The organism is Roseomonas sp. KE2513 (assembly GCF_016107305.1).
Lineage (GTDB): Bacteria > Pseudomonadota > Alphaproteobacteria > Acetobacterales > Acetobacteraceae > Roseomonas.
Map to the genome: position 1 here is coordinate 1 of NZ_RCVR01000079.1, position 10937 is coordinate 10937.

General features: G+C 65.8%; 14 protein-coding genes. 2 read left to right on the plus strand and 12 right to left on the minus strand.

Features of this window, described 5'->3' with window-relative positions; all coding sequences use genetic code 11:
• Nucleotides 1–145: 145 nt before the first annotated feature.
• Together D9599_RS29280 and D9599_RS29285 are read right to left on the minus strand one after the other, a co-directional pair.
• Nucleotides 146–373: a hypothetical protein gene (locus D9599_RS29280; RefSeq protein WP_232481084.1), complete on the minus strand. Its 228-nt coding sequence runs from the start codon at nt 371–373 to the stop codon at nt 146–148.
• A gap of 172 nt (nt 374–545) precedes the next feature.
• Nucleotides 546–866 carry an HU family DNA-binding protein gene (locus D9599_RS29285; protein ID WP_198384870.1) on the minus strand — a complete coding sequence of 107 codons (321 nt, stop codon included), beginning with the start codon at nt 864–866 and terminating at the stop codon, nt 546–548.
• Nucleotides 867–1076: 210 nt separating this feature from the next.
• Here D9599_RS29285 and D9599_RS32630 point away from each other — a divergent pair, with 210 nt between their 5' ends.
• On the plus strand, nt 1077–1274 hold the full coding sequence (locus D9599_RS32630; protein WP_375373096.1) for an FAD-dependent monooxygenase: 198 nt from the start codon (nt 1077–1079) through the stop codon (nt 1272–1274).
• A gap of 287 nt (nt 1275–1561) precedes the next feature.
• Here D9599_RS32630 and D9599_RS29295 read toward each other — a convergent pair whose 3' ends face one another.
• The 9 genes from D9599_RS29295 to D9599_RS29335 form a co-directional block, all read right to left on the minus strand.
• Nucleotides 1562–2629: a nitronate monooxygenase family protein gene (locus D9599_RS29295; RefSeq protein ID WP_198384872.1), complete on the minus strand. Its 1068-nt coding sequence runs from the start codon at nt 2627–2629 to the stop codon at nt 1562–1564.
• A 15-nt stretch (nt 2630–2644) separates the two neighbouring features.
• Complete coding sequence (locus D9599_RS29300) at nt 2645–3379, minus strand: nitroreductase (RefSeq protein WP_232481087.1); 735 nt, start codon at nt 3377–3379, stop codon at nt 2645–2647.
• Nucleotides 3380–3443: 64 nt separating this feature from the next.
• Nucleotides 3444–3839 (minus strand): PaaI family thioesterase, encoded by a 396-nt coding sequence (locus D9599_RS29305; RefSeq protein WP_198384873.1) that lies wholly within the window; start codon nt 3837–3839, stop codon nt 3444–3446.
• A gap of 56 nt (nt 3840–3895) precedes the next feature.
• On the minus strand, nt 3896–4858 hold the full coding sequence (locus tag D9599_RS29310) for a tripartite tricarboxylate transporter substrate binding protein (RefSeq protein ID WP_198384874.1): 963 nt from the start codon (nt 4856–4858) through the stop codon (nt 3896–3898).
• Between the two features lie 24 nt (nt 4859–4882).
• On the minus strand, nt 4883–6094 hold the full coding sequence (locus D9599_RS29315; protein WP_198384875.1) for a CaiB/BaiF CoA-transferase family protein: 1212 nt from the start codon (nt 6092–6094) through the stop codon (nt 4883–4885).
• 5 nt (nt 6095–6099) lie between these two features.
• The gene (locus D9599_RS29320) at nt 6100–6900 is read right to left on the minus strand and encodes an enoyl-CoA hydratase/isomerase family protein (RefSeq protein ID WP_198384876.1); all 801 of its coding nucleotides are present in this window, start codon (nt 6898–6900) and stop codon (nt 6100–6102) included.
• Between the two features lies 1 nt (nt 6901).
• The gene (locus tag D9599_RS29325) at nt 6902–7657 is read right to left on the minus strand and encodes an SDR family NAD(P)-dependent oxidoreductase (protein ID WP_198384877.1); all 756 of its coding nucleotides are present in this window, start codon (nt 7655–7657) and stop codon (nt 6902–6904) included.
• A gap of 3 nt (nt 7658–7660) precedes the next feature.
• The gene (locus D9599_RS29330) at nt 7661–8812 is read right to left on the minus strand and encodes a thiolase family protein (protein WP_198384878.1); all 1152 of its coding nucleotides are present in this window, start codon (nt 8810–8812) and stop codon (nt 7661–7663) included.
• Nucleotides 8809–9195 (minus strand): Zn-ribbon domain-containing OB-fold protein, encoded by a 387-nt coding sequence (locus D9599_RS29335; protein ID WP_198384879.1) that lies wholly within the window; start codon nt 9193–9195, stop codon nt 8809–8811. The genes D9599_RS29330 and D9599_RS29335 overlap by 4 nt, the downstream gene beginning before the upstream one ends.
• 130 nt (nt 9196–9325) lie before the next feature.
• Here D9599_RS29335 and gcvA point away from each other — a divergent pair, with 130 nt between their 5' ends.
• Nucleotides 9326–10207: a transcriptional regulator GcvA gene (gcvA, locus tag D9599_RS29340; protein ID WP_198384880.1), complete on the plus strand. Its 882-nt coding sequence runs from the start codon at nt 9326–9328 to the stop codon at nt 10205–10207.
• A gap of 261 nt (nt 10208–10468) precedes the next feature.
• Here the strand turns inward: gcvA and D9599_RS29345 are convergent.
• The coding region (locus tag D9599_RS29345) for a DDE-type integrase/transposase/recombinase (RefSeq protein WP_198384881.1) at nt 10469–10937 on the minus strand (469 nt) is incomplete at its 5' end.

A 10937-nucleotide genomic window follows, 5' to 3' on the forward strand; every position in this document is an offset into this window, starting at 1 on the left:
ATAGATCGTGCTATCGTAGCAGCAGGGTTTTATGAGGCGCTTGTTCTGCTTTCGGCTACCTCCGCTCACTGCTCAGCGAAGGTCTGAACAGACGGGGGTGCTCCATCCTGCCCCGGTGAAGCAACCCGGCCGCCGGGCGAGACCATCAGGTCGAGTGCGGTGGGCGCGGCGGCTTCTTGACCGCCACCATATTGGCCCGTTCCAGGTGAGCGGCGAGTTGCTCGGCCAGCACGGCGGCCGCAACCTCCCAAGCTGCTCCGCGCCGGGGCTTGCCGCGTTCGTCGTGCCGCAGCGCACAGGCCAGCACCTCGGCCACTTCCTCGCCGGTGGCAGGCACCAAGGGCGGCGAACTGGCTCCTGCCGGGTCAGCCATGGCGCACCTCGGCGGGAAATGCTGTCCGGCGAGAGGAGGCGAAGCGGGTGAGGCGCGGCATCGCCGCAAGGTGCGAACCCATTTCGAACAGATCAAGAACGAAGCCGCGGTTTTTAGGACAGATGGGGCCTCTGAGGACCGGCTTGCGGCCCTCAGGACGTCCTGCTGAGTGTCAGGCCGCCTTGCCCTTGGCTGCCTTGCGCTTGGCCTTCTTGGCGCCCGCGAAGGCGGCTTCCTTCAGCGAAGGGCTGGCCTTGAACTTGACGGTCGCACCCGCCTTCACCTGAACCTTCTCGCCCGTTTGCGGGTTCAGCGCCGTGCGCTTGGCGGTCTCGCGGACGGTGAAGGTGCCAAAGTCCGGCAACGAGAAGCGGCCGGTCTCGATGATCTCCTCCTTGATGGCGGCGATCAGGTTGGCTGCGAGTTGCCCGGAGGCGACGCCCGTCATCTCGGTGGACTGCTGGATGACGTCGGTAAGGAACTTCTTCGACAAGCTTTGGCCCTTCTCAGAATCCGAATGTGTTCGGATGCAATCTGAATCTGCCGACCCGATCGCGCCCTGCCAAGCCGTAGCGTTCCATCTCCGGTCAGGGAGGCGCCGAATGTCACCCGAAAGCCAGATCAGCTTACCGCTGAACAGCTTACAGTCGGCGCACGCAGTTCGGCCCGACTGAGCTGCAGCCATCCGGATGGGCCCTGGGAAATGACAGGCGTCACAATCAGCATTGACTGCTGTGTGGTTGGCGGTAGGCCGGCAGGCATAATGCTGGGCGTGCTCCGGGCGAGAGCTGGTGTCGAACCGGTGGTGCTGGAGAAGCATGCTGACTTTCTCCGTGACTTCCGCGGCGCCACCATCCACAGCTCAACCCTGGAGATCCTCAGGCCTTCGCCCTGGTGGTAGGAGAGAACGGCTTCCTCCTTCTGGCTGCGCTCGACGGGCCAAGCGCACCGGCCGCGGCCTGCGAGGTTCCCATGGTCCAGACGCTGCGCGACGTATGGCGCGTGCACTATGCTCGCGGCGCCGGGCGGCTGCGCTGGCGCTCCACGTCGGGTTCGGCCGAGGCTTCAATATCGTCGCGCTTGGTAACGTCAGGGCGGCGCGCCAGGGCGGTGCCGCCTGCACTCACGCGCTCGGCGAACAGAGCTTCCGATCGTCTTGGAACACGACCAGCAGTCAGTGGCGTGACATCAAGCCGAACCTATGCGTCGGAGGCGGTCACGATAAGCCGCGGCTTCGGACATTATAGAACCAACGATGTCAGCAATTGGCTCGATCCGCTCCACGAAGCACGCTCCCGGCCCCATGGAGATCATCCCGGCTTCAGGATTGCCCTCGCGATAGCACCGATCCAACAGCTGGGTGCCGCGGATGAGGTCGGAAAAGTCGTCGAAGCCACGGAGCCCTGCGGCTTCCCGCCTCCGGACCTCCCGCGCCGTCGCGTTGTCCATCACCCGCCAAGCGCCGCCGAGCGCAGGATTCTCCGCAAAGGCGATGACCGATGCTCTCTCATCGGCCGCGACGACCCGCTGCTTATAGGCCTCATGCGCCGTCACCTCCTCGGCCGCGATGAATCGCGTGCCCATTACCACCGCATCGGCGCCCACGGCCAAAGCCGCGAGCAACTGTCGCCCCGTGCCAATACCACCCCCAATCGCAAAGGGAATTCGCAGGCGCTCCGCGGCGATCGCGCCCCCCAACATCGCCGGCACTTCGGTGTTGGCGCCGGGGTGGCCGCCGCATTCCATGCCCACAATGGCCACCGCATCCACGCCTAGCCGTTCCGCGGTTAGCGCGTGTCGCACCAGTGGGACCTTGTGGATCACCGCGCCGCCCGCGGTGTGGATCGCCCGGATCAGATCGTCTGCCGGTGCGCGGCCAGATGTCTCGAAGAACCGCACCCCCATCTCTAACGACACGGCAAGGTAGTCCGCCAGCCTCACCTCCGTGTGACGTGACGTTGAGAGGTTCACTCCGAAGGGTCTGCCCCCCGCCAGCGCATCACAGGCCTTGAGCTCGGCCCGGAAGGCTTCCAGCGTCGCGAACGATCGCGAGGTAATGAAGCCCATTCCCCCCGCATTGACGATGCCGGCGACATAGCTTGCATCGGATAGCCACATCAGCCCGCCGCACAGAATGGGATGAAGGATTCCGAAAAGCCGCGTGATGCGCGTGTCGAACACGCTGGGATGCGGCTGCTGCGGCGAGCGCCGCATCGGTGGCGCATTAAGGGCCGCCCCGGTCGTCGCCGAGCTCATCCTCCGTCTCCTTGCTCAGTCATAGAAGGTGGCGAATTCCGATACCGGCTCGCGCTCGCTTACCAGACCATTGGTCGGATCCGCAGGGTCCGCCACCCCGAGCGCCATGCCGCAGACCACCATCTCCAAATCCGGAATCGACAGTTCACGCTGCAGGATGTCGGGGTAGTTCGCGATGGCCGCCTGCGGACAGGTATCGAGGCCGAAGCCGCGCGCCGCAATCATCAGGTTCTGCAGGAACATGCCGTGATCGAGCCAGCTGCCCTGCTCCAGGTCCCGATCGATGGTGAAGACCAAGCCGACCGGTGCGCCGAAGAAAGAGTAGTTCAAGGCTCGCTGCCGTTCGCCGGCCGCCTTGTCGCCACGGGTAACCCCAGCCAGAGCATAAAGCCCCCAGCCCACAGCCCGGCGGCGCTCGATATAGGGCGGGCGCCAGTTCTGGGGATAGTAATGGTACTCGCGCCGCTCAGCCTCTCCCAGCCGGCACACGCCCACCAGCGCCTCAGAAACAGCGGCGAGCGACGCTCCGGTTAGCACCCTTACCTTCCAGGGCTGGATGTTGCTGCCGCTCGGCGCCCGGCTAGCGATCTCCAGCAGCCGCGTGATGGTGTACCGATCCACGGGAACGTCCCGGAAGCTGCGGATACTCCGCCGGCTCGTGATGGCGTACGTCACCGCCTCTGCCATCACCGCCGGATCGACCGGCGGCTCCGCCCGTCCGTTGATACCCGTCACCCGACGCTTTTCCAAACGTCATCTCCTACCATGGTAGAGCCCTGCCGAAGACGCAAGCATGGCGGGCCACGACCTTCGGTCACGCCCCGGAGCGCGGCCTGGACCGACTGAAGCTCCCTTGGGCCGTGGCTATGATGGTCCCATCGTCTGCGACCAACTCTCCAGAAGAGAAGTATAGCCGGCGGCCCGAGTGCGTGACCCGCCCTGTCGCAGTGATCCGACCCTGCTGGACCTTGGCGAGATAGCTGATCGTCAGCATCACCGTCACAGCATCACCCGGTGTCTGGCTCTCCTCCGTCCACAGCCCGGCATAGCCGCAGGCCGCGTCCAGGAGTGTCGCCGTCATACCGCCTTGCAAGCTGCCCTGCCGGTTGAGGTGCCGCGGCCCAATATCGAGCTGGAACTCGGCCTTGCCCGCTGTCCAGCGCGTCAGGCTGATCCCGAGATATTCGAGGAGCGGGTTGTCCATCATCATCGACGCTTCTCAAATCCATCCAGATCATGCGCCGTTCGGCAGCGCAGCAGCCTCCACTACTCCATTTTGATGCCGGTGGCCTGGCCTAGCTTCTTCCAACGGTCGAGGTCCTGCGCCAGTACTGCGGCCAGCCGTGCCGCGGGAAGATAGGTGGGCTCAAAGCCGCGGGTCTGCATGAGCTGGATGAATTCCGGATCCTTCATCATCTCGGCCACGGCCTTGTCCACTGTCTCCACACTGGGCGCGGCCATCCCACGCGGGCCGAGGATCGCGTACCAGAGATCGCACTCATAGCCGTTCAGTACCTCACTGATCGTCGGCAGGTCCGGCCAAGCGGAGGACCTCTTACTCGATGTCACAGCAATGGCGCGGATGCGGCCGTCCTTGATCAGCGGCTCGACGGCGCTGACGCTGGCGAACATCAGGTTGACCTCGCCGCTCAGGAGGCCGGTAACCGACGGAGCCGTGCCGCGATAGGGCACATGGATAATCTTCGTCCCAGCCATGGAATCGAACAGCTCGGCCGCCAGATGCTGCGGCGTGCCCGGCCCGGGAGTACCGTGGTTCAGCTCACCCGGCCGTGCGCGGGCATAGGCGATGAATTCGGGCAACGTCTTTACCGGCATGTCCGCCCGCACGACGAGCACCACGGTCGTCGAGGCGACGCCAGCGATCGGGGCAAAGTCCCGCACCACGTCGAAGCCGGGGTTGGCATAAAGCGCCGCGTTGATCGTCATCGAGTTCGCGGCGAAGAGCAGCGTGTAGCCATCATTCGGTGCTGCGGCGACGACCTGCGTTCCGATATTGCCACCCGCGCCACCGCGATTCTCCACCACCACGGTTTGGCCCAGCGCTGTGGAGAGGCGAGCGGCGGTCAGCCGGCCCGCGATATCCGTGCCGCCACCCGGCGCATAGGGCACGACGAGCCGGATCGGCCTGCTTGGGTAATTCTCCGCCCTGGCATGGGAGCCGATCATCGTCAGCCCCGACGCGCCCAGCACAATCCTTCTGGTCAGCATCGAACGTTCTCCTTGCTTCGCTTTTTATTTTGCCTGCACCGCTCGGTGCGAAGATCCGGCGGTCTTCGCTCGGGGCGGCTCTTCGTCCAGCAGTTCATTGTGCTCGCCCAACCGGGGCGGCGGTCTCCGGATCGCCATGGGTTTCCCGCCGATTGCGAACCCGGGCATGGCAATGCGACCGGCGCGCGGGTGCTCCACTGAGGCGATTAGGTTGGAGGCAGAGACTTGCGGCGCCTCTACCAGACTGCCGTAATCTGCGACCGGCGCGCAGATGATGTCCGCCTCTTCCAGAATGGCGAGCCATTCCGCGCCGCGGCGCTGCCGCAGCACGGCATTTAGCGTCTCCGTCAGCGCGGCGCGGTTCTTCATGCGATGGGACAGCGTGTCGAAGCGCGGGTCCGCAGCCAGCTCGGCCCGCCCGATCACCTCGCAGAAGCGCGTCCAGCGCCCGGCCTGGTAGGCGGCGACGAGGATATGCCCATCCGCCGTCTCATAGGCCTCGTTCGGCGTAGCATAGGGCGCCCCACTGCCGCAGCGCACCGGTGCCTCCCCGGACGCGAGGAAGCCGGTGAGCGGCACCTGCTGCAGCATCAGCGAGCTGGCGAAAAGGTTCACATCGAGATGCCCGGGCCGCTCGCCTGCATCCCGCCGGCGCAGCGCGGCGAGCACGGCGATGGCGGCCTGGAAGCCCGTTGTCATGTCCGTAATGGGCGCCTGCACCTTGGAAGGAGGCTCGCCCTCGCTTCCCGTGATGCTCATCAGGCCAGAAATGGCCTGCACCACCCCGTCCACGCCTGGCCGCCCGGACCACGGCCCCTCCTGTCCGTAGGCCGAAACCGAGCAGTAGACGACGCGCTCGTTGACCGCCGAGATTGCCGCGTAACCGATGCCGAGCCGGTCCGCCACGCCAGGGCGGAAGCTCTCGACTACTATATCTGCCGTTTCCGCCAGCCGGCGCGCCTGGCGCAGCCCTGCGTCAGTCTTGAGGTCCAGCACCACACTGCGCTTGTTGCGGTTAAGGGACATGAAGGTGGTGCTTTCGCCTTCGACGAAGGGCGGGCCGAGCATGCGGCCGACATCGCCGCCCGGCGGTTCCACCTTCACGACATCGGCGCCCATATCGGCCAGCAGCATGGTGCAGAGCGGCCCGGCCGCGATCTGCGAGAAGTCGATGATGCGGATGCCAGCCAGCGCGCCCTCGAGCGGGTGCCGGTCATCGGCCTGATGCCCCGCCATGGCGATCACCGGCCGGTGAAGCGTGGGATGCGCTTCTCCGCGAAGGCGCGGCGCCCCTCGGAGCGGTCCTCTGTATCCTTCAGCATGCCGAAGACCATCTCCGTCATGTCGGCGAGCGCGGCGCGCGGAAGCACCTCAGTCTCGCGCGCAGCACGCTTGGTCGCGGCGACCGAGAGCGGCGCATTGCTCGCAATCGTGCGCGCCAGCTCCTGCACCCTCGCCGGCAGATCGGCCGCCGACCAGACATCGCTGACCAGGCCGATGCGCAGCGCCTCCGCGGCATCGATCCGCGCCCCGGTCATTAGCATCTTCATCGCATGGGCCTGCGGGATCACGCGCATCAGCAGCGGCCCGCACACCCCAGCGACGCTGCCAACCCGCACCTCCGGCAGGGCGAAGCTAGCCGAGTCGGAGGCCACACGCAGGTCGCATTGCAGCGCCAACTCCATCCCGCCGCCGAGACAGTGGCCGTTCACCGCTGCGATCATCGGCTTCCAAATGGAAAGGCGCTCCAGGTTCAGCATGCGCACATAGGCGCCGCGGCGTGTCGCGACCTCGTCCCCCGAGGTCCAGGCGCTGGCATAGGGGTCGGTGCTTGCCGGCGTGTTCTTCAGGTCCGCGCCGGCGCAGAAGGCGCGCGTGCCGGCACCCGTGAGGACGATGACGCGCACCGCATCATCGTCCCGCACCGCGAGAAGCTGCGCGCGCAACTCCGCCTGGGATGGCACGTCGAGCGCGTTCAGCGCCTCCGGCCGGTCGATGGTGATAGTGGCGATGGCGTTGTCGATGACGGTGTGGATGGCCATGTCAGACACTCGGGCTGGACAGGCTTCGGCCACCGCAGACATAGAGCAGCTGGCCGGTGATATAGGCGCTGGCACGGGCCGCGAAGAACAGCACGGCCTGGGCGACATCCTCCGGCGTGCCGATCCGCTGCATCGGCACGCTCTTCTTCAGCCGCTCCTGCACCTCTTCCTTGAAGCTCAGGAACATCGGTGTCTCGATGATCCCCGGTGCGATGGCGTTCACCGTCACGCCTTGCGGCGCGAACTCGATGGCTAGGCTGCGCGTCAGGCTCACCACCCCGCCCTTGGCGGCCGAGTAGTTCGCCTGCCCGAAGCCGCCAAGCCAAGCGCGGGAGGAGATGTTGATCACCCGGCCGTAGCCGCGCTCCACCATCCCCGGGATGGCCGCCTTGCAGGTGAGGAACTGGGAGCGGAGATTGGTTGCAATGACCGCGTCCCAATCCTCCTCTTCCATCTTGCCCAGTCGCTTGTCGCGGACGATGCCGGCATTGTTCACCAGCACGTCGAGCCGCCCGAGTTCCGCATTTATCCGGCCGATCGCAGTGTCCACCTGCGGCCGGTCCGTCACATCCACCGTGACGGGAAGCACGCGGCGGCCGGGATGGGCCTGCCGCAGCCGCGCTGCCGCGTCGTCCAGCGAGGCCGCATCAAGGTCGAGCAGCGCCACGTCGTAACCGGCGCCGGTCAGGGCGTTCGCGATGCCGAAGCCGATCCCCCGCGCACCGCCCGTGACGGCCGCGACATCCACCTCCACCATGGCTCAGGCCGCCAGCAGGTGGACGGACGAGGCGGCATGATCCACACCCGCGATGCCTCCGCCGGTGCACTGGGTGAGGCCGACGCGCGCCCCCTCCACCTGTCGCCCTTCGGCCCGCCCCTGGAGCTGCCAAGTCACCTCTACCATCTGCGCGACGCCGGTCGCACCCAGCGGATGGCCCTTCGCCAGCAGCCCGCCGCTCGGGTTTACTGGCACCCGGCCGCCCAGCGCGGTGTCGCCACGCCGCAGCATGTCCGCGCCCCCGCCTTGGGACGCCAAGCCAAGCGCCTCGTAATAGAGCAGCTCGGCGATGGTGAAGGCATCATGCAGCTCGACGACGTTCACGTCCTCCGGGCCTAGTCCGGCCTGCTCATAGGCTAGGCGCGCGGTGCGCGCCGTGATCTCGGCATCCAAAATGTTGTCGCAGCCCTCCTCGATCCGGCCGGACTGCACGGCCGAACCGACAACCCGGATGGCGGGGCGCCCCTGGGCCGGCCGCTTGGTCGTCAGCACCACCGCTGCGGCGCCATCCACCATGGAGGGGCAGCACTGCAACAACGTCAGCGGCTCCGCTACCGGGCGGGACTGTAGCACCTCCTCCAGCGTCACCGCTTTACGCTGCTGCGCCAGCGGGTTCAGCGCGCCGTGAGCACGATTTTTCACCGCTACCCGCGCCAGGATCTCCGGCGCTTCGTTCCGCTCATGCAGATAGCGCGTGCCGCGCATCGCATAGACTGTCGGCAACGTCATGCCCTGAGCGGCGTAGAGATCGGTCTTGTAGTCGTTCCGTTGCATGGGGATTGTGCCGCCGCCGAGTTTGGTCAGCATTTCCACGCCCCAGACCAGCACAGTGTCGTACACACCCAACCGGAGCGCCTGGCAGGCGAGATGCACCGCCGTGGCGCCGCTCGCGCACGCATTTTCCACGTTGTAGAGCGCGGGTCCTCCGAGGCCGAGATCACGCATCAGGACTTGGCCGAGCACCATGCCGCCATAGACATTGGCGTTGTACATGGCCTGGATGCGCTCGGCGCCAATGCCTGCATCGGTCATTGCGCCCAATGCTGCGAACTGGGCGAGGTCCTGCATGGACTTGTCGGTATGGCGGGCGAAGGCTGTCATGGCCGCGCCAGCGATGTACACCTCGGTGCTCATTTGTCGCTCTCCGCCGCGGGGATGAAGGAGTACTGCCCGGCGCCGTCCGCTACAGCTGACAACGCCATGCCGATCTGCGGGCGCCGGCCCTCGGGCAGCCGCAACCGCCCGAAGACACGCGCCTTTTCCGGGAAGTCGGCATAGACGAGAACAAAGGGCGCTTGGCCGCTCTTCGGGTTCGGATGGATCACGGTGAAGCTGTAGAGAACCGCTTGCTCGGACAGCTGCACCGGCTCGTAGCGCGGGTTGGAAGGTGAGCTGTCTGGGATGGCGGGGAAGACGCATTGGCCTGACTGACAGTCACGCGATGCCACTAGGCGAAAGGGCTCACCCGCTGTGGCCGGCGGACGTGGCGCATCGAGTGTTTGCGGCGCGTGCTGCATGACGTTCCTCCTCGTGGGGCGTTGGCCCGGGTTCCTTGCACCCTGCCTAGCGCCGCGCGGTCAGAAACACAGGCGGAGAAAGGAGCGAGGAGGTATTGACAAAAAGTCAACACACGCAAACGTCGCCTCCATGGACTGGCTGCCACCCCTGAACCCGCTACGCGCCTTCGAGGCGGCTGGCCGCTTCGGCAGCGTCAGGCGCGCGGCGGAGGAATTGGGCGTGACACCGGGCGCCGTCAGCCGGCAGGTGCAGGTGCTGGAGAACGAACTGGGCGTGCAGCTATTCCGCCGCTCGCCAAGCGCGATGGCACTGACGGTGCAGGGGGAGCAGTATCTCGCAGCCATCTCCCCGCATCTTGACGGGATTCGGGAGGCGAGCCGCCGGCTGACGGGCCGCCGTGGGCCCGAGGTGCTGAAAGTGCGGGCCTACACGACCTTCGCCATGAAGTGGCTCATTCCGCGGCTGTCGGTCTACCAGCAGACGAACAGGGTGACTGACGTGCGACTGACCACTTCCTTGGAGAACGTGGATTTCAGCCGGGAGGATGTGGACTGCGCCATCCGGTTGGGTGACGGCAACTGGCCGGGGCTGGAGGCCGACCGTCTGGTGCGTAATGAGCTAATCCCCGTCTGCACCGAAGCTTTGTGCCGAGAAGTAGGTCTCAGGTCCCCCCAGGACCTTCAGCGAGTTTCCCTCTTGCACTCTCTCGCCCGCCCGGACGATTGGCGCTACTGGCTGGAAGCAGCAGGTCTGCAAGGCATCGACCCCTACGCGGGCCCGAGATATGCGAGCTCTGTTCTGGCGCTTCAGGCTGTCATGGCGGGACAAGGTGTCATGCTCGCCCAGAAGGCCCTGATGGCGGATGACCTGCGCGACGGACGGCTGGTGCAACCATTTGGGCCGGCACTCGACCGAGGATCCTTCACCTATTATCTCGTCTATCCAGCGGGTCGATTGCGGAACCCGAGCTTTCGGCGCTTCCGAGCCTGGCTGATCGACCAAGCGGAGTAACAGCCGCCTGACCTGGACGCAGCAAGCTGTATCCTTGCTGCATCGAGGATTGGAGCCCTGCGCCCGTAGCAAGCGCCAGAATCAGCGATGTAGCCCCTCAGGCCTAATCATCTTTCTCATTCCCGTTCCTCTATACATCAACGTGCCATCCCGGCTGGCAATATCACTATCGTGCCGCCGGCTGGGCCCCTTCCGCAAGCGAACCGATTCTGTCAGCTCTCGCGCCAGAGATGCCGTCGCACGCCGGCTGATGCTGCCAGCCTACGCTGCTTCAAGGATGGCGAGCACGGTGACCACACGGCGGAACTGAAGCATGCGACGGCGGTTGGCGGGAACGTGCTGGTTGTGGCGGACGCGAGGGCGCAGGTGGTTGCGGAGTTCGTCGTGGCTGCGACAGAAGCGCTCGGCTGAGGTGAAGCTTTTGAACCCGCGCATACATCGGATGCGACCTTTGACGCCGCGGTGATCTTGCTCAAGCCGGTTGTTCTTGAAGGCGCTGGTGCGATGTTCAACCCGCTTGCCCAATGTCGAGCGGATCGCGCGCGGGTACGAGCCATGCCCGTCCGTGGTGACCTTGTCAGGGACAATGCCGGTGGCCAGTCTGGCCGAGCGGAAGAACGCCTGCGCGGCCGCCATGTCCCGGTGCTCGCTCAGCATGGTGTCGACGAGGTCACCGCTTCTGTCGATCGCCCGATACAAATAGCACCAGCGTCCACGGACCTTCAAATAG

Bases quoted from the DNA above. Each gene is read 5' to 3' on its own strand.
- D9599_RS29280 (WP_232481084.1), bottom strand. From the start codon at position 373: ATGGCTGACCCGGCAGGAGCCAGTTCGCCGCCCTTGGTGCCTGCCACC.
- D9599_RS32630 (WP_375373096.1), top strand. From the start codon at position 1,077: ATGACAGGCGTCACAATCAGCATTGACTGCTGTGTGGTTGGCGGTAGG.
- D9599_RS29295 (WP_198384872.1), bottom strand. From the start codon at position 2,629: ATGAGCTCGGCGACGACCGGGGCGGCCCTTAATGCGCCACCGATGCGG.
- D9599_RS29305 (WP_198384873.1), bottom strand. From the start codon at position 3,839: ATGATGATGGACAACCCGCTCCTCGAATATCTCGGGATCAGCCTGACG.
- D9599_RS29310 (WP_198384874.1), bottom strand. From the start codon at position 4,858: ATGCTGACCAGAAGGATTGTGCTGGGCGCGTCGGGGCTGACGATGATC.
- D9599_RS29315 (WP_198384875.1), bottom strand. From the start codon at position 6,094: ATGGCGGGGCATCAGGCCGATGACCGGCACCCGCTCGAGGGCGCGCTG.
- D9599_RS29320 (WP_198384876.1), bottom strand. From the start codon at position 6,900: ATGGCCATCCACACCGTCATCGACAACGCCATCGCCACTATCACCATC.
- D9599_RS29325 (WP_198384877.1), bottom strand. From the start codon at position 7,657: ATGGTGGAGGTGGATGTCGCGGCCGTCACGGGCGGTGCGCGGGGGATC.
- D9599_RS29330 (WP_198384878.1), bottom strand. From the start codon at position 8,812: ATGAGCACCGAGGTGTACATCGCTGGCGCGGCCATGACAGCCTTCGCC.
- D9599_RS29335 (WP_198384879.1), bottom strand. From the start codon at position 9,195: ATGCAGCACGCGCCGCAAACACTCGATGCGCCACGTCCGCCGGCCACA.
- gcvA (WP_198384880.1), top strand. From the start codon at position 9,326: ATGGACTGGCTGCCACCCCTGAACCCGCTACGCGCCTTCGAGGCGGCT.